Genomic DNA, 23000 nt, shown 5'->3' with positions numbered 1-23000 from the left:
CCGCTTCAACCGGCCACCCTTTGATCATGCCATCTAGGTTCTGGTTAACGCCAACCCGAGGTAGCTCTTATTCAAGCCTTCGTGCTGCACGGTGAAAGCTCTCCATCTGCTTTTGAGCATCTCCTGTCAGCTCACAATTTATGCCGAGCTGCATACAGACAGATCATTTCCATCGCGAGCGCTGCTGCCGCCAACGCTGTGATTTCGGCATGATCATAGGCAGGGGCCACCTCAACCACGTCCATGCCGATCACGTTGATACCGCGAAGGCCGCGCAGAATCTCGAAGGCATGGAACGTAGACAAACCGCCACATACCGGGGTGCCGGTACCGGGGGCAAATGCCGGGTCCAGGCAATCGATATCGAAGGTCAGATACACCGGGTGGTCACAGACTCGCTCACGAATCATGCGGGCAATATCTTGAGCGCTGGTGGTGTTGGCTTGACGTGCATCCACGACCTGGAAGCCCATCACATCATCGTTGGTCATGCGCTGGCCAATCTGGATGGATCTGGAGGGATCAACCAGACCTTCCCTCACCGCGTGATAGAACATCGAACCGTGATCGATGCGCTTTTCCTCACCATCATTTTCGGTGTCATGGTGAGCATCAAAATGGATCATGGACAATGGACCATGCTTGGCGGCATGGGCTTGCAGCAACGGATAGCTGATGAAGTGATCACCCCCAGGGTCAACATCGCAGCGCCGGCCCCCAGAATGTGATCGGCGTGCGCCTTGATGGCGGCCGGCGTCTCTTGAGGTAGGCCATAGTCGAAGGAGCAATCGCCAAAATCAACGCAGGCCAGCACGTCAAACGGATCAAAATCCCATGGCCAGTGCCGCGTCCAAGCGGATTGAACGGAGGCCTCACGAATGGCGCGTGGTCCGAACCGACTGCCCGGTCGGTTGCTGGTCGCTGTGTCGAAAGGCACGCCGCTGATGACCAGGTCTACGCCACGAAGATCCCGGCTATAGCGGCGGCGCATGAAGCTGGTGATACCGCCGTAAGTCGATTCTGCGTCGGTGCCATACAGGCTGGTACGGGTGATCGCCTGATCGGTTGGATTACTGTTTTCCATGGAAATGCTCAACGTTGACTACGAAAGGTGGACCAGACCCGTGTGCGCTCACGCATGAGTTGCAGGGCCATGGGTTCTTCGCCGAATAAGGTGTTGCGCACGGCGGCGGAGGGATAGATGCCGCTATTTTCGGCAATGCTTTGATCTATCAGCCGGGTGGCCGCCGTGTTGGCGTTGGCGTAATACAAGCTGTTGGTGAGGTCGGCGAGAGACTCCGGTCGAGTGAGGAACTCGATGAAGGCCCGGGCCTCTTCCGGGTGAGGTGCATCGGCCGGGATGGCCAGCGTATCGATCCAGTTGAGGGTGCCCTCGCGGGGAATGACGTAATCGATGTCGAACGGTTTTTTTGCGTTCTCAGCCATAATCCTAGCCAGGACTGCATCGCCGCTGTAAGTCAGCGCGAGGCATATATCCCCGTTGGCCAAGTCACTGCTTTGCGTGCCCGTGCCGATGTAACGCACCGATGGATGCAGTTGCGTGAGTAGCGCCTGCACCGCTTTCAGGTCTCCCCGATCCTTGCTATACGGCGATTTACCCAAGTAGTGCAGCGCCATACTGATCACTTCTTGCGGCGCATCGACGATCGAAACGCCACACTCTTTGAGCTTGCTTGCGTATTCGGGTTTGAATAGCAAGTCAAAGCTGTTCAAGGGAGCATCGGGGATCCGCTTCTCGATCTCCTTGCGGTTGATTGCCAGTCCTGTGGTGCCCCAGGTGTAGGGCACCGCGTAAAGATTGCCTTGATCGACAGTAGTCAACTGCGACAAGAGCACAGGGTCCAGTTCGCCGAGTCGCTGGGTCTGCTGAATGCCGCTCGGTTGCAGGGCTTTGGCTTGGAGCAACCGATCCAGCATGGCGATGCTCGGAACGACGACGTCATAGCCGCTGTGCTCGGTGAGTAACTTGGTCTCCAGCACGTCGGCGCTATCAAAGGTGTCGTACTGGACCTTTATTCCCGTTTCCGCCTCGAAGGCCATAAGGGTTTTGACCCCGACGTATTCCGCCCATCCATAGAACTGGACGACCCGTTCAGCGGCTGACGCAGGTAATGCCAAAGCGACCAGTATCAGTGCAAGCGTGACCCTCATGATTGGCACCCTCCGAACTCATAATGGTTTGGGAGAGGCTGATCTGTTTGCGGTATCGCATGTTTTCGATGTGCCTGTATGACTTTCATAGGGGGCGCTCTTTGAATTGTTGTTTTTTGGCTCGACTACCCCACGATTGTTGTTGTTGCCCATGCGCCAATCAATCTATATAAATTACCGAACAAACTTACAATAAAACTAAACGGTTGAACGCTATGTCCTTTCCACCCTTGCATGCTTTCCGAGTGTTTGAATGCGTCGCACGATTGGGCCATGTCGGTGCGGCGGCCGCCGAACTGCATGTGACCCCCGGTGCTGTCAGCCAACAACTCAGGACCTTGCAAAGTTCGTTAGGCATCGACCTGTTCTACAAACAGGGTCGCCATTTGGTGCTGACGCAAAGCGGGTTGGCGTTGCAACGTTCGGTGGCCCGTGGCATCCACGAAATAACCGAAGGCGTGCGCCAGATAGCGCAGGAGCACTTCAAAGAGCCACAGGCCAAGGTGCTGACGATTTCTACCGAACCGATATTTGGCGCGACTTGGCTGATGCCTAGGCTTTTCGCATTTCGAGCCGAGCATCCTCATATTCAGCTTCGGGTGATCAGCGCCGATGAGCTGGGCGAGGTGGACTGGCGCAGAGCGGATATCGCCGTGCTCTATGACGCGCCGATCTGGGACGGTTTCTGGTGGCGCCCACTGCAACCTTTGCATATGTTTCCAGTCTGTTGTCCGCAATTGTTGCGTGGCCCGCATGCCTTACGGCAACCATCGGATCTGATTCATCACCGGCTCTTGCATGAAGACGACGGGACGCAATGGCGACGCTGGCTGCTTGAAGCCCGGTTGCCGTATCCAGGGGACGCGGACGTCCATTTTGAAGATTTTGGTATCGCGCTACAGGCTGCGCGGGATGGGTACGGGGTAGCGTTGAGTGATGAAATCAACTCATCGAGGGACTTAATGGAAGGGCGGCTGGTGCAGCCGTTCTCAATGAAAGTCCCTGCCGCAATGGATTACTACTGTATTTGCAACGAAGAAAGTCGAGGTGTTCCCGAGATCGTGTTGCTGATCGACTGGCTTATTGAGCAAGCGAAGGCCACTCCATCAAACTGACTATCTACGATGGATCGTCGTTTGGAGGCGCTCACGAATGACCGTTTTTGGCCGTTTTCTGCCTGTGGTGACCGGCTGAAAACGGACCCATTGCGCACTTTCGCGCTGCATTTCCCGTCGATCACAACGGAGTTGTAAACTGACCGCTCAAAAGGCGTTGCCTCATTGAACGCCCCAACGGCAACGACCGCTCAATTTACGAACACAAACAAGAGATCCTCATGGCAAACCACGACATCACCTTCACCCCCGACCCTGACGCGGATTCCATTTCCTCGGACGTCGCCGGTTTCGGCGGCCTGTTGGTCTCCACCCAGATCCCGACCCGCGCCGACGGCAGTCTGGAGCTGGGCGGCATCATCGAGCAGAGCGAATGCACCTTGCAGGCGCTGAAGGTCGCGTTGGAACGTGCCGGCAGTTCCATGGACCGCGTCATGCACCTGACGATCTACCTCACCGACATGGCTGACCGCGCGGCGTTCAACGAGGTTTACAAACGCTTCTTCGCCAAGCCTTGGCCGGTTCGCGCCGCTGTTGGCGTGGCATCACTGGCCGTTGAAGGTATGCGTGTTGAAGTCACCGCGATGGCGGCCAAGGGCTGAGTCTGCGGGTTGGGATGCTGTTGCCGAATGCAATCAATCGTCTTTTAACCAGCGAGCAGCGGAGTCGGCGGTCGTTTCAGGTCCCGTGTTAAAGGCGATTGATGCGTTGGGCGCAGCTTTGTGCACGGCGTTAATGACGACTTCGAACAGTGAAAGACTTTTTGGCGGCAGGCGCAGACCGGCGCCGATGACTACACAATCGTAGGTCGTCGTTGCCAGCTGTTTCTCCAGCAAGGGCCCGGCGGTTTTGTCGGGTGGGATCAAGCACAGGTCGGCGTGCCAGCCCCGGTCTTCCAAGGTCGCCATGCCAATCGCTATGCCTGCATGTATCTTTTCGGCATTAAAGCCAGGAGGTAAGGCCGGATCAGAGAAGTCGACGGTTTCTGGCGTCTGTCCGATAAATAATATCTGTGTCATGTGAGTTCACTCCACGTTGACGCAAAAGCCAGAGGCGACTCATTCGAGCCGCCTCTGTTCAGTGATTACCCGCGCCTGGGCAGTTTCCAGCCTGGCCGGATGAAGTGACAGGTGTAGCCGTTGGGCAAGCGTTCGAGGTAGTCCTGGTGTTCCGGTTCGGCTTCCCAGAACGGGCCGGCCGGGGTGATTTCGGTGACCACCTCGCCGGGCCAAAGTCCAGAAGCGTCGACATCGGCCACGGTGTCTTCGGCGATCTGTTTCTGCGCCTCGCTGAGGTAGAAGAGGGCAGAGCGGTAGCTGGCGCCCATATCGTTGCCCTGGCGATTCTTGGTCGTTGGGTCGTGGATCTGGAAGAAGAACTCCAGCAGCTCGCGGTAGCTGATCACCGCGGGATCGAAGACGATCTCGACGGATTCGGCGTGGTCACCGTGATGACGATAGGTCGCGTTCGGCACATCGCCGCCTGAATAACCCACCCGCGTGGAGAGCACGCCGGGGAAACGTCGCAGCAGATCCTGCATGCCCCAGAAGCAGCCACCGGCCAAAATGGCGGTTTCGGTTTGCGTCGTCATGGATGGTCATTCCCCTCAGTGAAGTGGCGCGTTACTGATTGATGGTCGGGCTGTTGAACTGGTCGGAGTAACTGCCGTCCATGAGCGAGGATGCCACCCGATCCGAACCTATTCCACTGCGCGAGTATGCAAGACGAGCAGATCCGACGTGATTGGTGCCATCGGATGCGACTGCGCCTGCACCGACGTGATCGGCCCCATCCGCTGCGACTGCACCGGCCCCGACGTGATCGGAACCATCCGCAGCGACTGCGCCAGCCCCGACATGATCGGAACCATCCGCCGCGACTGCGCCAGCCCCGACGTGATCGGACCCATCCGCTGCGACTGCGCCAGCCCCGACGTGATCGGAACCATCCGCCGCGACTGCGCCAGCTCCGACGTGATCGGAACCATCCGCCGCGACTGCGCCGGCCCCGACGTGATCGGAACCATCCGCCGCGACTGCGCCGGCCCTGACGTGATCGGCACCATCCGCCGCGACTGCGCCGGCACCGACATGGTCGGAACCATCCGCAGCGACGGCCCCGGCCCCGACGTGATCGGCACCATCCGCCGCGACTGCGCCGGCCCCGACATGATCGGCTCCATCTGCCGCGACGGCCCCGGCACCCACATGATCAGCCCCATCCGCCGCCAAGGCTCGCGCCTGCGCAGCCCAGGCTCCGGGCATTACCACCGCCGCCGCGAGCGCCAATACAACGCCTGAAAAAAGCTTATGTTTCATGATGTTCTCCATAACCCATCAGCCACAAAGCCATTGAGCACGGCCGGTCGTTTGATCCAGGGAGACACGACGCACGGGCTCGGACTGATTACGTTGGCGATTGGCACGGGTGCGCCGCACAGCGCACAGGTGTCGACGTGTTGCATGACACACAGATAACCAACTCAATAGTATAGATCGCCAGTGGCGACTGGCCTGAACCGGTGACCATCGGACATCGCGCGCTTCGGTAATCAGCATCGAGAGAATCGCCGCACAGGGGATGTCCTACTCGATCCACACGCATTGGGTCTGCATTTACGCGCACAATGCTGACGCGACGCTGACTCGGGCCAAGTATCCATTTCGGCCCCAACGCAAAGGACGGCCCTGTGAATACCCTCGTTGTTTTTCAACCGCTATTCGACACCCTGAAGTGGCTGCTACCGCCGGTGCTGCTGATCTGGGTTCTGATAAAACTGCTGAAAACGCCCTGGTTTAAAGGCTGGTTCGGTGAGCAATTGGTCGGTTTTTTTGCGCACTATTGCCTGGATCGCCAGATCTACCGCCGCTTGCATAACGTGACACTCGACACTCCGGATGGCACCACGCAGATCGACCATGTGTTCCTTTCACCTTTCGGCGTCTTCGTGCTGGAGACCAAGAACATGCGCGGCTGGATCTTTGGCAGCGAAAACCAGGCGCAGTGGACGCAACAAATCTTCAAGCAGCGTTTCAAATTCCAGAACCCGACGCGGCAGAACTACAAGCACTTGAAGGCATTGGAGGTAGCACTGGGTATCGGGCCAGAACATCTGCATTCGGTCATTGCCTTTGTCGGCGCGAGCACCTTCAAGACCGAGATGCCCGCCAACGTCACCCAAGGCATGCGCTTCATCCGCTACATCAAATCCTTCCAGCAACCGGTGTTCAGCGAGGAGGAGGTGAGGGCGATGCTGCTAGCCTTGCAAACCGGGCGTCGAGCGCCAACGCTGGCGACCGGGCGGGAACATGTGCAACGACTTAAGCAGCGCAGTGATCCGATGGCGTTGCGCCAATGTCCACGTTGTGGGAGTGCGTTGGTGGTTCGTGCATTCAAGAGTGGCCCGAAAATCGGTCAACAGTATTGGGGGTGTAGTGCATTTCCCAAGTGTCGGACCATGCAGCCGATTGTCTAGCGGACGCCTGCCGGCCAATTCTTTTGGCTGAATTGGTCACGGCAGTCGTCGATTGCTTATTGGCGCACTAAAAAAATACAGCTATCCATTGCCGGAGATTGACATGCAACTCAGCCGCGCCAATCTGGCGGACTTCATCTACTTCCTGGCCATCGCCCGTCATCAGAGTTTCAATCGTGCTGGCCTGGAGATGGGCATCAGTGCTTCTGCGTTGAGCCATGCGATCAAAGGCCTGGAAAGTCGGCTTGGGGTCCGCCTGTTGAATCGCACCACACGCAGCGTAACGCTGACCGCCGCAGGCGAGGAGTTGCATGCGCTGATCAGCAAACCCATCGATGACATCGGCCAGGCGATGGAAGTGCTCAATCGGTTTCGCGACGCGCCGGCGGGGCGCATTCGCCTGAACATTCTGAGTGATGCGGCGGATCTGCTGCTGGGCCCGGTGCTGCCGATTTTCAACGAGCGCTATCCGGAGATTGAGATCGACCTGACGGTTACCAACCGCATGATCGATGTCATTGGCGGCGGTCATGATGCGGGTATCCGCTACGGTGGCACGGTACCGGAAGACATGATCGCCCAGCGTCTGTCGCCGGACATTCGTTGGGTCGTCGCGGGCTCGCCGGCTTACCTGGGTCGCTTTGGTGTGCCGCTGCACCCTCAGGACTTGATCCGGCATCGGTGCTTGCGCATACGGTTGGGCAATGATCGCATGTACGACTGGGAGTTCGACAAAGGCACCGAGCACCTGGCAATCGCTGTGCCCGGCGCAATCACTATCGACGAAACCCGTGTCGGCCTGTCGCTGCTGCGCCACGGCGCGGGGATGATGTATGCGCCCGAGCCGGTCATCACGCCACTGGTCGAGCGCGGCGAGGTCCAGCGTGTACTGGATGACTGGTCCAGTCTCGCACCGGGTTTTCATATGTACTATTCAAGCCATCGGCAACTGCCGATGGGGCTGCGCTTGCTGATTGATCTGATCCGCGAAATGAAGCCGCTGGGGGAGTAGAGGTCGACCAGACCTTTTCTCCTGCTTGAAAGGACGATTCAACAGCCTACTTAGTCCACGAACAGACGGCCCCGAGACCGCATGAAGCGATGAGCATGGCTCATCAATCTCACCTCGCATCAAGATCCTCCTGCACACCCCTCAAGACACTGCGCTTGACTGATTGATGAGCGCTGCTCATCGACGCATCTCGTTTTCACCCGGTATTCATTGCCGCCGGTGTTGGTTAGCGTGCACTGCATCAGATCTATTCAAACGTGATGTTGAGGAATGTATTGATGAGTTTTTCATTTGAAAATCAGGTCGCACTCGTCACTGGCGCCGCCTCCGGTATCGGATTGGCGACAGCCAAGGCCTTTGCCCAGGCCGGTGCGTCGGTCGCTTTGGCGGACGTGAACGGGGAGGCGGCGCGGGCTGCTGCGGAGGAATTGGTTCGCGCAGGTTTTAAGGCCATTGGCATTCGTTGTGATGTCGCCGACGTCGATCAGGTCGAGGCCATGGTCAAGGAGACCGTCGCCACCTTCGGGCGTCTGGACGCAGCGTTCAACAATGCCGGCATTCAAAACATCCTGGCGGAAATGGCTGACGCTACCGTCGACGATTACGACAAAGTCATGTCGGTCAATCTTCGTGGCGTGTGGAGCTGCATGAAGTTCGAGTTACTGCACATGCGCCGGCAGGGCAGCGGAACCATCGTCAACTGCTCGTCTCTCGGTGGGTTGGTGGGCGGCGCCGAGCGGGCCAACTATCACGCCGCCAAGCACGGCGTCATTGGCCTGACCAAAAGCGCAGCGCTTGAATATGCGGCGCGCAACATTCGGGTCAATGCCGTGTGCCCAGGGCTGATCTGGACGCCGATGGCCGATCAGATGGTCGCCGCAGGTCAGGGCGAAGCGCTTGAGGCGATGGTCAAGAGTGTGCCGATGGGCCGCCATGGCCGACCTGAAGAAATTGCCGATGCCGTCCTGTGGCTGAGCAGCAACACCTCAAGCTTTGTCACCGGCCAGTCGATTTCCGTCGATGGCGGATTCGTCATGCGTTAAGCAAGGGCGGGTGCCCCACCGAGGTTGGGCGCGGCAGGAAGCGGCTTCGGCTTGAATGAATTGTCAGGCCGCGTCCTCGTGGTAGGTGCCATCGGAATGCCTGGCCCAACCAGATTTGTAGATTCCGCTGGTGCTTAAGCTCTACAGATCAGCTCTCAGCGGAAACGACTGAGTCATCACTGGATTCAGCCGCCAGTTTCAATCGGTCAGCTTTACTAACGTATTTAGTCTTGCTTTGCGGTGCCAATTTGGCACTCGCCTTTTTGGCTTTAGCCTTAAATAACTGCTGTAGTTTTTTTTGACGATTCATGTCTTTCTGCTCAGCGTGTAAAAGCCTGGATGATATCAGCTCGAAGATTAAATCCCAGAAAGACAATGATGGACTCGCCCCCCAAAATCCCCACCTCACGGAATAAACCGATACCCAACCCCCGTCTCCGTCACCAAATGCCGCGGCTGCGAAGGGTCCATCTCAACCTTCTTCCTCAACCCACCCATAAACACCCGCAGATATGGCGTATCGGTGGTATGCGATGGCCCCCACACCGCTTTCAACAGTTGCAAATGCGTCAGCACCCGATTCGGATGTGAGCAAAGGTGCACCAGCAACCGATACTCCAGCGGCGTCAGATGCAGCGGTGCACCAGAGCGTTCCACCACGCGCCGTTCGATATCGATGCGCACCTCGCCGAAGCTCAGCACGGAATTGTTGTCGGCATCTTTCGCCTGCCGCCGCAGCAGCGCGCGGACTCGGGCGAGCAGTTCGCCGGTACCAAACGGCTTCACCAGATAGTCGTCAGCGCCGGTGTCGAGGGCGAGGATTTTGTCTGATTCACTACCTCGGGCAGACAGCACGATGATCGGCACCGGCGACCAGCTGCGCACATCGCGGATCAGGTCGATGCCGTCGCCGTCGGGCAGGCCGAGGTCGAGGATGATCAGGTCGGGGCGGCGCGTACCTGCGTCGATGAGGCCTCGGTGAAAGGTGTCGGCTTCATGAACTTCCAGGCCTTCGGCTTGCAGGGCCATGCGCACGAAGCGGCGGATTTCCTTTTCGTCCTCGATGATCAGGACGTGCGGCACTGATTCGGTCATGGCTGTTCCTCGTCAGTTTGCTGGGCAAAGGGTTCGATGACGGGAGGCGTTTCACGGGGCAGACGTAACGTGAAGCAGGCACCGCCCTCGGGCCGGGTGACGCCGGTGATGGTCCCGTCATGCGCCTGGGCAATGGCCCGGCAGATGGCCAGGCCGAGGCCGACGCCGGGTATCGAGCTTTCCTTTTGCCGCGCATGAATTTGTTGAAGATCGCCTCTTCGTGACCGTGGGGCAGCCCCGGGCCTTCATCGGCGACCCACACCTCGAAATGGTCCGGCGTGGCTCTGGCGCCGAGGTCGAGGGTGGTGGCGGGCGGGGTGTATTTGACGGCGTTTTCGATCAGGTTGATCAGGATGCGTTCGATCAGCACCGCATCGATGCGCACCGGCGGTAAGTCATCCTCCAGCACCACGTGCACCGAACGCCCGCCGAGTATCGGCTGCACCGCTCGCAGGGCGCTGCCCACCACGTCTTCGATGGGTTGCCACTGACGATTCAACACCACTTTGCCGGACTCTAGCCGCGCCATGTCCAGCAGGTTGTTGACCAGCGTGTTCATGCGCAGCGCCGATTCACCCACCGCCGTGGCGATCTCGGCGGCTTCGCCGGTCAAGGGTGGCTTGGTCAATTGGAGCGCTTCGGCGAGCCCGACCATTACCGACAGCGGGGTCCGCAAATCATGGGAAATGGCTGAGAGCAGTGAGTTGCGCAACCGCTCGGATTCCATTTGCACCGTCGTGTCCTGGGCCACGTTGATGTAGTGAATTCGTTCGAGGGAGATGGCCAGCAACGACGCGCAAGTATCGAGCAGGCGCCGCTGTTCCGGCACCACCAATCGAGTGGTGTCGCGAGGCTGCACGGCGAGTATTCCGCGTACCCGCATCGGGGCGGACAAGGGCAAGTACAGCGTGGTGCTGGAGGGCAGGGTGTCGGTGCCGTAGCCGGCCGGTTCGGTTTTATCGAACGACCACTGGGCGATGGCCAGGTCGACTTGCGGAGCATCGCCGGTGACCATCGGCGCCAGCAGTTTGTTGTTGTCATCGGCCACCAGCAAGGCAGATCGGGCGCCAAACTCGGCACTCAGGAACTGGGCGCTGATCTCGGCCACCTGTTCGGTGATCAGCGCGGCGGACAACAAGCGCGACATGTCGTACAGCGCGCGCATGCGGTCTTCGCGCCGTTGCGCCACCCGCGCCTGGTACGTCAGGCCGGCGGTCATTTGCCCGATCACCAGCGCGACCACCAACATGACGCTGAAGGTCACCAGGTACTGGACATCGGCAAAGGCGAAGGAAAACCGTGGCGAGACAAAGAAAAAGTCGAAGGCCCCGACCGACACAAACGCCGCGAGCACCGCAGGGCCACGGCCGAAGCGCACCGCGACGGCGACCACCGCCAGCAGAAAGAGCATGACGATGTTGGCTTGTTCCAGTACGCCTAGCAGCGGCAGGGCAATCAGGGTCGTCGCCGCACACAACACGACGCTCCACAGATAGGCGGGCCAGAGGATCGGGCTTTCGCGGGTTTCGGATTTGTTTTCGGTGCGTGGGCTGCCCGACGGCAGTGAGACTTGAATCACATCCAGATCCGCGCCCAGCGCGCCAATCCGATCGGCCAGCACCTGACGCCAGAACCGCCGTCGTGGTTGCTCGTCACGTCCGAGCACAACCTTGGACAGATTGTGCTGGCGCGCGTACTTGACCAGCGCTTCAGCAATGTCCTGACCCGCCAGGGTGGAGATCTGCGCGCCCATGTCCTGAGCCAGTTTTAGCGTCGCCAACACCCTGCGTCGCTTGGCTTCGGGCAGGCGCTGCAAGGCCGGGGTTTCCACATACACGGCGTGCCACGGCACATTGAGCTGGGCGGCCAGGCGAGCGGTGGAACGCACGGTTTTTTCGGCCTGTTCATGAGGGCCGATGCAGGCGAGTAGAGAATCGCGGGTGCCCCAGACCGGTTTCACCGCGCTGCTTTGGCGGTACTGCAACATGTCGCTGTCGACCCGGTCCGCGGTGCGCCGCAGCGCCAGTTCGCGCAGGGCAATCAGGTTGCCTTTGCGAAAGAAATTCTGCACCGCGCGCTCGGCCTGTTGCGCCAGATAGACCTTGCCTTCCTTCAAACGCTGCAACAGGTCATCGGGCGGCAAGTCGACGATGACCACTTCATCGGCGTTGTCGAACACGTGGTCGGGCACGGTCTCCCAGACGCGAATGCCGGTGATGCCACCGACAATATCGTTCAGGCTTTCCAGGTGCTGGACGTTCATCGTCGACCAGACATCGATCCCTGCGCTGAGCAATTCTTCCACGTCTTGCCAGCGTTTCGGGTGCCGGGAGCCGACGGCATTGGAGTGCGCCAGTTCGTCAATCAGGATCAGGCTCGGCGCGCGGGTGAGTGCGGCGTCCAGGTCGAATTCGGTCACGGTGCGCTGCTTGTCGACGACGTGCTTGAGCGGCAGTAACTCGAGGCCTTCGGTCAACGCCTGGGTTTCGCTGCGACCGTGGGTTTCGATCACGCCGATCAGCACGTTGATGTTCTGCAGTTTCGCGGTATGAGCGGCGGCAAGCATGGCGTAGGTCTTGCCGACGCCCGGCACTGGCGCCGAAGAAAATCTTCAGCCGCCCGCGTTTGGCTTGCGCTTCCTCTTCGCGAATCTGCGCCAGTAATTGGTCCGGGTCGGGACGTTGTTCGGCCATCAAGCTCACCGTGTGTGAGTTAGCGCTCAGTGGGTGGTGTCGAGTGCCAGGTTCAGCGCCAGCACGTTGACTCGGGGCTCGCCGATGAACCCGAGCAGCGTGCCTTCAGCATACTCGCCGATCAGTTGACGAACTTTTTCGACCGGCAAGTTGCGCACCCGCGACACCCGGCCAGCCTGGTACAACGCGGCCGCCACGCTGATATGCGGATCAAGACCACTGGCGGAACTGTAGACCAGGTCGGCGGGCACCGTAGCGGTGTTGCCCGGATCCGCCGCGTGCAAGGCGGCGATCCGGCCCTTGATCGCGTCCGCCAGCGCCGGGTTCGATGGGCCGAGGTTCGAGCCGCCCGAGGCCAAAGGGTTGTAGGGCATGGGGCTGGTGGCGGAAGGGCGGCTCCAGAAGTACTTCGGATCGCTGAAGCCCTGGCCGATCAGCAGCGAACCGACGGTTTTGCCGTCCCGTTCGATCAGGCTGCCGGCAGCCTGATGGGGAAAGACCAGTCGGGCGATCCCGGTAGTGACCAACGGATAGGCGAGGCCGGTCAGCAGTGAAAATACAATCAACAGGGTCAACGCCGGACGCAACAGAGTGGCCATGACAGTGCTCCCTCAAACCAGACCGACAGCGGCCAGGGCCATGTCGATGATTTTGATGCCAATGAATGGAACGATTACCCCACCCAACCCATAGATCAACAGATTGCGCCGCAGCAGCAGGGCGGCACCGACCGGGCGGTATTTCACGCCTTTGAGCGCCAGGGGAATCAGGAAAATGATGATCAGCGCATTGAAAATCACCGCCGACAGCACCGCGGAATTCGGGCTGGTCAGGCCCATGATGTTCAGTGCCGCGAGCTGCGGATAGGTGGTGACGAACGCCGCCGGCATGATCGCGAAGTACTTGGCGATGTCGTTGGCGATCGAGAAGGTGGTGAGGGCGCCGCGGGTGATCAGCAGTTGTTTGCCGGTTTCCACCACCTCGATCAGCTTCGTCGGGTTGCTGTCGAGGTCGACCATGTTCCCGGCTTCCTTGGCCGCCTGGGTTCCCGAGTTCATCGCCACCGCGACATCCGCTTGAGCCAGCGCCGGTGCATCGTTGGTGCCGTCGCCGGTCATTGCCACCAACCGGCCTTCGGCCTGGTAGCGGCGGATCAGCTCGAGTTTTTGTTCCGGCGTGGCTTCCGCCAGAAAGTCATCGACACCGGCCTCGGCGGCGATGGCCGCAGCGGTGATCCGGTTGTCGCCGGTGACCATGACGGTTTTGATCCCCATGCGCCGCAGCTCGACGAAACGTTCCTTGATCCCGCCTTTGACGATGTCCTTGAGTTCGATCACGCCCAACACTTTGGCGCCGTCGGCGACCACCAGCGGCGTGCTGCCCCGGCGCGCGACTTCGTCGACGAGGGTTTGCACCGCCTCCGGGAAGTGGCCGCCCAGGCTTTGGACGTGCCGCAGGATCGCTTCGCCCGCGCCTTTGCGCAGTTGGCGAGTGCCCATGTCGACGCCGCTCATGCGAGTCAGCGCAGAAAAGTGCACAAAGTGCGCGTCGAGCGCCGCGATGTCGCGTTCGCGCAGGTTGAAGCGTTGTTTGGCCAGCACCACGATGCTGCGGCCTTCAGGGGTTTCATCGGCCAGGGAGGCGAGTTGTGCCACGTCCACCAGTTCCGCTTCCTTGACTCCCGGTGCCGGTAAAAATGCCGAGGCGTGGCGGTTGCCGAGGGTGATGGTCCCGGTCTTGTCGAGCAACAGAACGTCGACATCACCGGCCGCCTCAACAGCCCGGCCAGAGGTGGCGATGACGTTGGCTTCCATCATCCTGCTCATGCCCGCCACACCGACCGCCGACAGCAGACCGGCAATGGTGGTGGGAATCAGGCAGACCAGCAGCGAGATCAACACGGTGATCGAAACCGGCGTCCCGGCCTGGGCCACCGCGACTCCGAACAGCGAGAAGGGCAGCAACGTCACGGTCACGCCGAGGAATACGATGGTCAGTGCGACCAGCAGGATGGATAGGGCGATTTCATTCGGGGTTTTTTGCCGTTTGGCGTTTTCGACAAGGGCGATCATGCGGTCGACGAAGGTCTCGCCCGGGGTTGGTGGTCACTGCGCACCACGATCCAGTCGGAAAGCACGCGAGTACCGCCGGTCACGGCTGAAAAATCGCCGCCACATTCGCGGATCACCGGGGCCGATTCGCCGGTAATCGCGGACTCGTCCACCGAGGCGGCGCCTTCGATCACTTCACCGTCGGCGGGGATGATCGAGTCGCCCAGGTCGCCGGCCTCGACCACCACCACATCGCCTTTGCACAGGCCGCTCGATTGCGCTAATTGCCACTCGGCGCCGTAGTGCGGTTCGCGCAGTTTCTTCGCCCAGGTTTCCTTTTTCAGGTCCCGCAGCGAGGCTGCCTGGGCTTTGCTGCGGCCCTCGGCCAGGGCTTCGGCGAAGTTGGCGAACAGCACGGTGAACCACAGCCACAAGGCAATCGCGAGGATGAACCCGGCGCTGGCTTCACCCTGGCCACGCAGGGCCTGGACCCACAGGGCGCTGGTAATGATTGCGCCGATGTAGACGACGAACATCACCGGGTTGCGCCACTGGATCCGCGGGCTGAGTTTGCGTACGGAATCGACGATGGCCGGGGTTATCAGTTTTGGGTCGAACAAGGAGAACGCTTGGCGTGTCATGGTCGTGGTCTCACTTGATCAGGATTAGGTGTTCGACGACGGGCCCCAGCGCGAGCGCCGGCACGTAGTTCAGCAAACCGACCAGCAGCACCGTACCGATCAACAACACCACGAACAGCATTCCGTGGGTCGGCATCGTGCCGCCGGTGACCGCCAGGCGTTTCTTCGCCGCCAGGCTGCCGGCGACGGCGAGGACCGGGACGATCACGCCGAAGCGGCCGAACCAGGCGACGATCGCCAGCATCGTGTTGTAGAACGGGGTGTTGGCCGACAATCCAGCGAAGGCACTGCCGTTGTTGTTGGCCGCCGAGGTGAAGGCATAGAGGATTTCCGAAAAGCCATGGGCGCCGGGGTTGGCGATCCCCAGCCTGCCGGCCTCGGCCATGACCGCGATGGCGGTCCCGAACAGCACCAGCAGCGGCGTCACCAGAATCGCGATGGCGACCATTTTCATCTCGTAGGCTTCGATCTTCTTGCCGAGGTATTCGGGAGTGCGGCCGATCATCAACCCGGCGATAAACACCGCCAGGATCGCGAATATCAGCATCCCGTAAAGGCCCGAACCGGTGCCGCCGAACACCACTTCACCCAGTTGCATCAGCACCAGCGGCACCGCGCCGCCCAGTGGGGTGAACGAGTCGTGCATCGCATTGACTGCGCCGCAGGAGGCCGCCGTGGTCACTGCCGCGAACAGGCTGGAGGCGCTGATGCCGAAGCGCAGTTCCTTGCCTTCCATGTTGCCCGCCGCCGTGTCGATGCCCAGCGCGGAAAACTGTGGATTGCCGAGTTGTTCGTAGTGGGTGACGGCGACTACAGCGATCACGAAGATGATCGTCATCGTCGCCAGCAGCGCCCAACCCTGGCGGATGTCACCGACGACGTGGCCGAAGACGAAGCACAGCGCGGTCGGAATCAGGAAGATCGCGATCAGTTGAAAGAAGTTGGTCAGCGCGGTCGGGTTCTCGTAAGGGTGCGCCGAGTTGGCATTGAAGAAACCGCCGCCATTGGTGCCGAGCATCTTGATCGCTTCTTGCGAGGCGACCGGGCCCATGGCAATGGTTTGCTTGTCGGTGCTGGCGGCCACGGTGACCGGGCTGCCCTGGGCATCGAGTTTTGGTTGGCCGGCGTCATTGAGCACCGGGTTCTGGTACTGCATGACCTCCATCGTCGTGACGTCCTTGTAGGGGTCAAGGTTCTGGATCGCGCCCTGGCTGACCAGGAACAGCGCGAAGATCAACGACAGCGGCAGCAACACCCACAATGTGATGCGGGTGAGGTCGGTCCAGGCATTGCCGATGCTGGTGGCGCTGTGGCGGGCGAAGCCGCGAATCAGGGCCACGGCCACCACGATGCCGGTGGCGGCCGACAGGAAGTTCTGCACCGTCAACGCGAGCATTTGTGTCAGGTAGCTCATCGTCGACTCGCCGCTATAGCCTTGCCAGTCCGTATTCGTGACGAAACTGGCGGCGGTATTGAACGAGGAGTCCGGCGTTACGGCGCCGAAGCCTTGCGGGTTGAATGGCAGCACACCTTGCAAGCGTTGCAGCGCGTAGACCACCAGCAAGCCCAAGGCGTTGAACAGGATCAGGGCGAGGGCGTATTGCAGCCAGCCCATCTGGGTTTCCGGTTTTACGCCGGCCAGGCGATACAGCGGCGACTCAATGCGCGCACCGAAGGCAAACCGACCTTCCATTACTGTGGTCAGCCACCGCCCGAGCGGCCACGCCAACAAACCCAGCGCCAGCAAAAAGGCCCCGAGCAGGACCCAGGCTTGAGTGGTCATAGGAAGTCCTCCGGAAAAAACAGCGCGGCGACCAGGTACACCAGCAACCCGGCCGCGATGATCCCGCCGAACAGATAAAAGCCCGTCATGACCGTCTCCTGTTGAGCGCCGCACAGCCAAGTGCCAGGCCGATCAGGCTGATGAAAAACACTGCGTCGAGTATTAGAAAGATGAAGTCCATGGCGTTTCCTCCCGCTGATGAGCAAAGCCTAGAGGGACGCTTGGTAAGTTGTTATCAGGATTAGGGGCGGGGGAATAAAGATCTTATAAAGACCACAGCAGAAACTACGAACACCGCAATCCCTGTGGGAGCGAGCTTGCTCGCGAAGAGGGAGTGTCAGTCGCCATTAACATTGGCTGACACACTGCCTTCGCGAGCAAGCCCGCTCCCACAGGTTGTACTTCTTGACTGACGGGTATTGGGCAAGTCCTCTAGACACGGGACTTACGCATGGCGCTACAAGAATGGCTGGGCGCACACATCCCGGATACACCCGCGCAACCAGCGATGTGCCGGGTCGGCTTCCAGTCGAGGGTGCCAGAGCAATGACACCGTGATCGGGGGGATGACAACCGGAAGGGGAAAACTGTGCAGGCCGGCGCGCAGGCTGGCGGTATGCCGCTCGGGCACGCTGGCGATCAGGTCGCAGGCCCGAACGAGCGCCAGAGCGGTCGAAAAGCCGCCGACGATGGTGACGATCTCTCGTTCCAGCCCCTGGGCATTCAAGGCGTCATCAATGGCTGTCGGCCCTTTCTCCGGGCCCCGTCGCGACACGCCAATGTGGCGGCCGGCGGCATAATGGGCGGGGGTGATTTCGCCTTGGCTCAGTGGATGCTCCAGGCGCACGACACCGATAAATCGGTCCCTGAACAGCGCCTGCGCTCGCACCTCAGGCGCCATCGACTTGCCGACCACGCCGGTTTCCATGTCGACACTCCCGTCTCGCAGTGGCGTGCTGTCTTTGTTGGGCTTTTGCACAAACAGCAGCCGCACGCCCGGCGCTTCTTCGCTGACACGAGCAAGCAGGTCCGGGCCGAACGTCTCGACAAAACCGTCGCTGGTGCGGATGGTAAAGGTGCGCACCAATAGTTTCGGATTGAGCTGCTCAACCGGGCGCAAAACCGCTTCCGCGTCCTGGACCAACTGGCTGACCCGCTCGCGCAGTTCGAGTGCGCGGGGGTGGGTACGAGGCCGCGACCGGCCCTGACCAGCAGCGGATCGCCCGTCGTTTCACGCAAGCGCGCCAAGGCCCGGCTCATCGCCGACGGGCTCAGTCGCAGGCGCTGGGCAGCGCGCGTGACACTGCCTTCTGTGAGCAGAACATCCAGGGTAATAAGCAAGTTGAGATCGGGCATCGACATATTTCGACGGTAGCACAAGCGTGATCGGGGTATGGCGTCAAACGCACAAGTAATGTGCAAATGGTGCGCCTTCCGCCTTGTCAGGCAACGCCGTAGGCTTTTTACAGCTCCGTTTCGGGCGTTACCAGTCAAGGAACTCATCCTCATGATCAATCCAAATCAGACTATCGCCGCCAGCGAGCAGTGGACACCGTCGGTCGCGACGAGGGCCGCGAGCCTGTCGTTGTCGATGTTGCTCTCATCCCTGGGCACCAGCATCGCCAATGTCGGCTTGCCGGCCTTGGCCCAGGCGTTCAGCGCGTCCTTTCAAGCCGTGCAGTGGATCGTCCTCGCCTATCTACTCGCCATTACCACGTTGATTGTCAGCGTAGGACGGCTCGGTGACCTCATCGGCCGACGTCGATTGCTGCTGGTCGGCATTGTTGTGTTTACGCTGGCTTCAGCCTTGTGCGGCCTGGCGCCGAAGCTCTCGCTGCTGATTGCCGCGCGGGCGGTACAGGGCCTGGGCGCGGCGATCATGATGGCGCTGACCATGGCGTTTATCGGTGAGACGGTGCCGAAGGACAGGACCGGTAGCGCCATGGGGTTGCTCGGGACGATGTCGGCCATTGGCACCGCGCTCGGTCCGTCGCTGGGTGGTGTGCTGATCGCCGGATTCGGTTGGCAGTCGATTTTCCTCATCAACGTACCGCTGGGGATTCTGACGTTCGTGCTCGCGTACCTTTACCTGCCTGCCGATCGGCGGGAGCCGAAGACCGCAGGTTACGGTTTCGATCCTCTGGGCACGCTGCTGCTGGCGCTGACACTCGCGGCCTATGCACTCGCCATGACCCTGGGCCGCGGCAGTTTCGGTGCGCTCAACGTGGCGCTGCTACTGGCGGCTGTCTTCGGTGGTGGGCTCTTCGTTTTCGTCGAGGCGAGGGTGCGATCACCGCTGATTCGTTTGGCGATGTTCCGTGATGGTTCGCTGAGCGGCAGCCTCACCATGAACCTGTTCGTTTCGACGGTGATGATGGCGACACTGGTGGTAGGGCCGTTCTACCTTCTTCGTGGCCTGGGGCTCAACCTGGCCATTGTCGGCGGGGTGATGTCGATTGGCCCGGTCATCTCGGCACTGAGCGGTTTTCCGGCGGGGCGTGTGGTTGACCGTTTTGGTGCGCCGATCATGGTCATCGTCGGGCTGATCGCGATGGCGGCGGGTTGCGTGGCACTTTCCGTGCTCCCGGCGCTGTTCGGCCTGGCGGGGTACGTCGCGGCCATCGTCATCTTGACCCCCGGATATCAGTTGTTCCAGGCAGCGAACAACACGATCGTGATGCTGGACGTGCCTTCGGAGCAGCGGGGGTGATGTCCGGCCTGCTCAGCCTGTCACGCAATCTCGGGCTGATCACCGGCGCATCTGTGATCGGCGCGGTGTTTGCCCTCGCTTCAGCGGCGACTGACTTGACCACGACGGCTCCTGAAGCCGTCGCCTCCGGTATGCGCATTACGTTTGCGGTGGCCGCTGTTCTGATCGTCGTAGCGCTCGCCATCGCTTTGGCAAGTCGTGGCCGCAGGGCTGGGGCCACGGCGTCCTGATCAGGCCTCAGCCCCAGGTTTTGCCAAGGGCCTCCAGTCCGGCTTTCTGCAGATCCTGCGGGCTCATGGCGATACGGAATTTGCAACTGGCCTGGAAGTTGAGAAAAACGGTTCGGCAAAACGCGGGATTTCGGAAGCGTCCTGCATGTCGATCAGGAAAATCCCACCGCGCATGCCGTCCTGCTCAGTGAAGTAAGCCGTCTCGGGTTTGATGCTATCCAGTACCCGCCCTATGATTTCGCCGACTTTGCCGGCCCGGACCAGCGTGTTGAAAGGTTCGTGCGGGAATTCGACCGTCAGTAGCATTTTCATTGTTTGATGCTCGGTTGAAGTGGCTGCTCCCTACCAAGACCCTTGCTCCCGATTACCGCCAGCCCCACATTGCGCAGTTCCAGCGGGTGTGTCGTTAAGAATAGCGAAGCATTGCAGCGGCCTCGGGCCGGGTTACGGGCGGTCACGCCTCGATTGACGATCATTTTGTTGTGCTATACAACTAACTCATCGTTTCTCGCGAGGTGTGTGCCGTGACCGATTCCAACCTGATTAACCACGTCCGTTCGGCGTCGCGCCTCATGGTGCGGGAGTTGGGTTTCATGCAGGCCACGCTGGCGGCGACGGAGTATCCGCCGTCCTCCGTGCACACCATCGTGGAGCTGGGCAACCGCGATTCGCTGACGGCCGTGGAATTGGTGGCGCTGCTGGGTCTGGAAAAATCCAGCGTCAGCCGTATGGTGCGCAAACTCATCGAGGCGGGCGAGATCGAAGAAGTGCCGAATGAGCAGGATGCGCGCTCGAAAAAACTGCAACTCACGGCACAGGGCCGACAGACGTTGCGCGCGGTGGATGCGTTCGCCACCCGGCGGGTCGGCGCGGCCATGGCACACTTGACCGAGGCGCAACAGCAGACAGTGAGCGAAGGTCTCGGCCACTATGCCGGAGCGCTGCACACTGAGCGACTCGGTACAGAGCCAACGCCCCCGGCACCGTTGGAAATTGCCCGGGGCTACCGCCCCGGCATCATCGGCCGCATGGTGGAAATGCATGCCTGCTATTACGCCAAACACGCGAACTTCGGCCAGCCATTCGAAAGCCTGGTGGCCAGCGACATGGCCGAACTGATGGGGCGTTTGCACAACCCGCGCAACGAGGTGTGGGTGGCGCTCGACGGCGAGCGGATCGTCGGTTCGATCGCCATCGACGGCGAAGGTGAGGGTGGGGACGCAGTGCTGCGTTGTTTCATTCTGGATGACAGCGCGCGGGGCAAAGGTGCCGGCAAACGCTTGCTGGCGCAAGCCATCAAGTTCTGTGACGAATGGGGCTTTCGGGCAACGCGACTGTGGACGTTCAAAGGCCTGGATGCGGCGCGCAAACTGTATGAAGACGTGGGTTTCACACTGGAGCAGGAGCAAGAAGGGGAGCACTGGGGTGGACGGATTATCGGGCAATGGTTTGTTCGGCCCAGGCCGGTCAATGGTTCACCGTGAACACGCAAAAGCCTGGGAGCCAAACGCTCCCGGGCTTTTTCATGCGTTGTTACTCAGCGGCGATCCAGCCACACGGTCTGCGCGTTGCAGAATTCGCGTACGCCAAAGTGCGACAGCTCACGACCAAATCCGCTCTTCTTCACGCCGCCGAAGGTGACGCGCGGGTCGCTGGCGCAGTAGCCGTTGATGAACACTCCACCGGTTTCAAGCTCATCGGCCATTTGCTTGGCCAGTTCAAGATCGCGGGTGTAGATCGTTGAAGCCAGCCCGAACTCACTGTCATTGGCCAGCGCCAACGCATGGGCGGCATCGCGGGCGGTAATGATCGAGGCGACCGGGCCAAACAGTTCCTGCTTGAACGAAGTCATCTGGTCGGTGACGTTGCTGAACACGGTCGGCTCATAGAAGTTGCCGGGGCCTTCAGCCTTCTTACCGCCAAGTAACAACGTCGCGCCTTCTTCCAGGGTGTCGCGTACCTGTTGGTCCAGTTCATCACGCAGATCAAAACGCGCCATCGGGCCAATGTAGGTCTCGGTGGCCAGCGGATCACCGACTACCAGCTTGCGAGTCGCCTCGACAAACTTGCGGGTGAATTCCTCGACAACGCCTTGCTCGACAATCAGGCGCTTGGCCGCCGCGCACACTTGCCCGGTGTTCTGGTAACGGCCAATCACAGCGGCTTTGACGGCGTCGTCCAGGTCGGCGTCGTTGAGCACAATGAAAGGATCGGAGCCACCGAGTTCCAGCACGCACTTCTTCAGCGCCGCACCGGCCTGAGCACCGATGGCGATACCGGCGCGCACGCTGCCGGTGAGGGTCACGGCGGCGATGCGTGGGTCGGTAATTGCTTTTGAAACGCCGTCCGGCGTGACGTTGATAACTTCAAACACACCTTCGGCAAACCCGGCGCGCTGGATTGCATCGCGCAGCAAATAGGCGCTGCCCATGACGTTGGGCGCGTGCTTGAGGACGTAGGTGTTGCCGGCGATCAACGCCGGAACGGCGCCACGCAGTACCTGCCAGATCGGGAAGTTCCACGGCATCACGGCGAGAATCGGGCCCAGCGGGCGGTATTCAATGCGCGCCTTGCCACCTTCAACCAGCGTCGACTCGGCGGTCAACATGGCGGGGCCGTGTTCGGCGTACCACTCGCACAGTTGCGCACACTTTTCGATTTCACCGCGGGCCTGGGTGGTGGGCTTACCCATTTCCAGAGTGATCATGCGCGCCAGTTTTGGCGCATCGTCGCGCAGTGCCTGGGCCAGGGCGATCAGCGATTGTGCGCGCTGTTCTACTGGTGTCCGGCGCCATACCGAGAAACCGGCGGCGGCACGGGCGAGGGCGGCGTCCAGTGCCTCGGCGGATTCGAAAGGGTAGTGGCCGATCTGCTCTCCATTGGCGGGGTTGATCGAAATGGCATGGGTGAGACTGGAAACCTGGGTCATGGCACCGTCCTGCTGGGTGGGTATGCGCTCAGATTACGGGGGTGGTTGTTT

General features: G+C 60.6%; 18 protein-coding genes and 5 pseudogenes. 8 read left to right on the top strand and 15 right to left on the bottom strand.

Annotated features, from left to right (window positions below):
* Positions 1 to 131: 131 nt before the first annotated feature.
* Both speB and RHM58_RS29850 read right to left on the bottom strand, forming a co-directional pair.
* A pseudogene (gene speB, locus RHM58_RS29855) lies at positions 132 to 1084 on the bottom strand (agmatinase).
* 8 nt (positions 1085 to 1092) lie between these two features.
* Entirely contained in the window at positions 1093 to 2172 is a 1080-nt protein-coding gene (locus RHM58_RS29850; protein ID WP_322268964.1) for an extracellular solute-binding protein, read from the bottom strand.
* 215 nt (positions 2173 to 2387) lie between these two features.
* Between RHM58_RS29850 and RHM58_RS29845 the strand changes: the two genes are divergently transcribed.
* Entirely contained in the window at positions 2388 to 3287 is a 900-nt protein-coding gene (locus RHM58_RS29845) for a LysR substrate-binding domain-containing protein (protein WP_322268963.1), read from the top strand.
* Between the two features lie 221 nt (positions 3288 to 3508).
* Complete coding sequence (locus RHM58_RS29840; protein WP_201204171.1) at positions 3509 to 3889, top strand: RidA family protein; 381 nt, start codon at positions 3509 to 3511, stop codon at positions 3887 to 3889.
* A 33-nt stretch (positions 3890 to 3922) separates the two neighbouring features.
* Here RHM58_RS29840 and RHM58_RS29835 read toward each other — a convergent pair whose 3' ends face one another.
* The gene (locus RHM58_RS29835; RefSeq protein ID WP_322268962.1) at positions 3923 to 4306 is read right to left on the bottom strand and encodes a hypothetical protein; all 384 of its coding nucleotides are present in this window, start codon (positions 4304 to 4306) and stop codon (positions 3923 to 3925) included.
* A gap of 65 nt (positions 4307 to 4371) precedes the next feature.
* Positions 4372 to 4878 carry a peptide-methionine (S)-S-oxide reductase MsrA gene (msrA, locus tag RHM58_RS29830; protein WP_322268961.1) on the bottom strand — a complete coding sequence of 169 codons (507 nt, stop codon included), beginning with the start codon at positions 4876 to 4878 and terminating at the stop codon, positions 4372 to 4374.
* A 148-nt stretch (positions 4879 to 5026) separates the two neighbouring features.
* Between msrA and RHM58_RS29825 the strand changes: the two genes are divergently transcribed.
* The 4 genes from RHM58_RS29825 to RHM58_RS29810 all read left to right on the top strand — a co-directional run bounded on the left by RHM58_RS29825 (position 5027) and on the right by RHM58_RS29810 (position 8817).
* Positions 5027 to 5587: a hypothetical protein gene (locus RHM58_RS29825; protein WP_322268960.1), complete on the top strand. Its 561-nt coding sequence runs from the start codon at positions 5027 to 5029 to the stop codon at positions 5585 to 5587.
* 428 nt (positions 5588 to 6015) lie between these two features.
* Complete coding sequence (locus RHM58_RS29820) at positions 6016 to 6762, top strand: nuclease-related domain-containing protein (RefSeq protein ID WP_322270921.1); 747 nt, start codon at positions 6016 to 6018, stop codon at positions 6760 to 6762.
* Between the two features lie 103 nt (positions 6763 to 6865).
* Positions 6866 to 7774, top strand: coding sequence for a LysR family transcriptional regulator (locus RHM58_RS29815; protein ID WP_322268959.1), 909 nt, complete (start codon positions 6866 to 6868; stop codon positions 7772 to 7774).
* Between the two features lie 278 nt (positions 7775 to 8052).
* A complete protein-coding gene (locus tag RHM58_RS29810) occupies positions 8053 to 8817 on the top strand; it encodes an SDR family NAD(P)-dependent oxidoreductase (RefSeq protein WP_201197191.1) in 765 nt (254 codons plus the stop codon).
* A gap of 148 nt (positions 8818 to 8965) precedes the next feature.
* Here RHM58_RS29810 and RHM58_RS29805 read toward each other — a convergent pair whose 3' ends face one another.
* The 9 genes and pseudogenes from RHM58_RS29805 to RHM58_RS29765 all read right to left on the bottom strand — a co-directional run bounded on the left by RHM58_RS29805 (position 8966) and on the right by RHM58_RS29765 (position 18442).
* Positions 8966 to 9127 carry a DUF2986 domain-containing protein gene (locus RHM58_RS29805; RefSeq protein ID WP_201255020.1) on the bottom strand — a complete coding sequence of 54 codons (162 nt, stop codon included), beginning with the start codon at positions 9125 to 9127 and terminating at the stop codon, positions 8966 to 8968.
* Positions 9128 to 9222: 95 nt separating this feature from the next.
* Positions 9223 to 9912 (bottom strand): response regulator, encoded by a 690-nt coding sequence (locus tag RHM58_RS29800; protein WP_201255007.1) that lies wholly within the window; start codon positions 9910 to 9912, stop codon positions 9223 to 9225.
* Entirely contained in the window at positions 9909 to 10064 is a 156-nt protein-coding gene (locus tag RHM58_RS29795) for a hypothetical protein (protein ID WP_416195347.1), read from the bottom strand. The genes RHM58_RS29800 and RHM58_RS29795 overlap by 4 nt, the downstream gene beginning before the upstream one ends.
* A 131-nt stretch (positions 10065 to 10195) precedes the next feature.
* Positions 10196 to 12478: pseudogene (locus RHM58_RS29790) on the bottom strand (DUF4118 domain-containing protein); the annotation flags it as partial.
* A 153-nt stretch (positions 12479 to 12631) separates the two neighbouring features.
* Positions 12632 to 13204: a potassium-transporting ATPase subunit KdpC gene (gene kdpC, locus RHM58_RS29785; protein WP_201255005.1), complete on the bottom strand. Its 573-nt coding sequence runs from the start codon at positions 13202 to 13204 to the stop codon at positions 12632 to 12634.
* A 12-nt stretch (positions 13205 to 13216) separates the two neighbouring features.
* A pseudogene (gene kdpB, locus RHM58_RS29780) lies at positions 13217 to 15297 on the bottom strand (potassium-transporting ATPase subunit KdpB).
* 10 nt (positions 15298 to 15307) lie between these two features.
* Entirely contained in the window at positions 15308 to 17080 is a 1773-nt protein-coding gene (kdpA, locus tag RHM58_RS29775; RefSeq protein ID WP_201255003.1) for a potassium-transporting ATPase subunit KdpA, read from the bottom strand.
* The gene (gene kdpF, locus RHM58_RS29770; RefSeq protein ID WP_123402870.1) at positions 17077 to 17169 is read right to left on the bottom strand and encodes a K(+)-transporting ATPase subunit F; all 93 of its coding nucleotides are present in this window, start codon (positions 17167 to 17169) and stop codon (positions 17077 to 17079) included. Before kdpF ends, kdpA begins: the two co-directional genes overlap by 4 nt.
* Before the next feature lie 368 nt (positions 17170 to 17537).
* Positions 17538 to 18442, bottom strand: a pseudogene (locus tag RHM58_RS29765) (LysR family transcriptional regulator).
* Between the two features lie 145 nt (positions 18443 to 18587).
* On the opposite strand from RHM58_RS29765, the pseudogene RHM58_RS29760 reads away from it, so the two are divergent.
* Positions 18588 to 20020, top strand: a pseudogene (locus RHM58_RS29760) (MFS transporter).
* 63 nt (positions 20021 to 20083) lie between these two features.
* On the opposite strand, the gene RHM58_RS29755 reads toward RHM58_RS29760, so the two are convergent.
* The gene (locus RHM58_RS29755; RefSeq protein WP_322268958.1) at positions 20084 to 20332 is read right to left on the bottom strand and encodes a hypothetical protein; all 249 of its coding nucleotides are present in this window, start codon (positions 20330 to 20332) and stop codon (positions 20084 to 20086) included.
* Positions 20333 to 20592: 260 nt separating this feature from the next.
* Between RHM58_RS29755 and RHM58_RS29750 the strand changes: the two genes are divergently transcribed.
* Positions 20593 to 21504: a bifunctional helix-turn-helix transcriptional regulator/GNAT family N-acetyltransferase gene (locus RHM58_RS29750; RefSeq protein ID WP_322270919.1), complete on the top strand. Its 912-nt coding sequence runs from the start codon at positions 20593 to 20595 to the stop codon at positions 21502 to 21504.
* Between the two features lie 53 nt (positions 21505 to 21557).
* Here the strand turns inward: RHM58_RS29750 and RHM58_RS29745 are convergent, their stop codons facing one another.
* Positions 21558 to 22949, bottom strand: coding sequence for an aldehyde dehydrogenase family protein (locus tag RHM58_RS29745; protein WP_201254999.1), 1392 nt, complete (start codon positions 22947 to 22949; stop codon positions 21558 to 21560).
* Between the last annotated feature and the right edge of the window lie 51 nt (positions 22950 to 23000).

Source organism: Pseudomonas sp. 10S4 (genome assembly GCF_034344865.1).
Lineage (GTDB): Bacteria > Pseudomonadota > Gammaproteobacteria > Pseudomonadales > Pseudomonadaceae > Aquipseudomonas.
This window is presented reverse-complemented; position numbering and strand designations above follow the sequence as displayed.

Coding starts and splice junctions, on each gene's coding strand:
- RHM58_RS29745 (WP_201254999.1), bottom strand. CDS start 22,949: ATGACCCAGGTTTCCAGTCTCACCCATGCCATTTCGATCAACCCCGCC.
- kdpA (WP_201255003.1), bottom strand. CDS start 17,080: ATGACCACTCAAGCCTGGGTCCTGCTCGGGGCCTTTTTGCTGGCGCTG.
- RHM58_RS29755 (WP_322268958.1), bottom strand. CDS start 20,332: ATGAAAATGCTACTGACGGTCGAATTCCCGCACGAACCTTTCAACACG.
- RHM58_RS29850 (WP_322268964.1), bottom strand. CDS start 2,172: ATGAGGGTCACGCTTGCACTGATACTGGTCGCTTTGGCATTACCTGCG.
- RHM58_RS29805 (WP_201255020.1), bottom strand. CDS start 9,127: ATGAATCGTCAAAAAAAACTACAGCAGTTATTTAAGGCTAAAGCCAAA.
- kdpC (WP_201255005.1), bottom strand. CDS start 13,204: ATGGCCACTCTGTTGCGTCCGGCGTTGACCCTGTTGATTGTATTTTCA.
- msrA (WP_322268961.1), bottom strand. CDS start 4,878: ATGACGACGCAAACCGAAACCGCCATTTTGGCCGGTGGCTGCTTCTGG.
- RHM58_RS29750 (WP_322270919.1), top strand. CDS start 20,593: ATGGTGCGGGAGTTGGGTTTCATGCAGGCCACGCTGGCGGCGACGGAG.
- RHM58_RS29845 (WP_322268963.1), top strand. CDS start 2,388: ATGTCCTTTCCACCCTTGCATGCTTTCCGAGTGTTTGAATGCGTCGCA.
- RHM58_RS29835 (WP_322268962.1), bottom strand. CDS start 4,306: ATGACACAGATATTATTTATCGGACAGACGCCAGAAACCGTCGACTTC.
- RHM58_RS29800 (WP_201255007.1), bottom strand. CDS start 9,912: ATGACCGAATCAGTGCCGCACGTCCTGATCATCGAGGACGAAAAGGAA.
- RHM58_RS29840 (WP_201204171.1), top strand. CDS start 3,509: ATGGCAAACCACGACATCACCTTCACCCCCGACCCTGACGCGGATTCC.
- kdpF (WP_123402870.1), bottom strand. CDS start 17,169: ATGACGGGCTTTTATCTGTTCGGCGGGATCATCGCGGCCGGGTTGCTG.
- RHM58_RS29815 (WP_322268959.1), top strand. CDS start 6,866: ATGCAACTCAGCCGCGCCAATCTGGCGGACTTCATCTACTTCCTGGCC.
- RHM58_RS29810 (WP_201197191.1), top strand. CDS start 8,053: ATGAGTTTTTCATTTGAAAATCAGGTCGCACTCGTCACTGGCGCCGCC.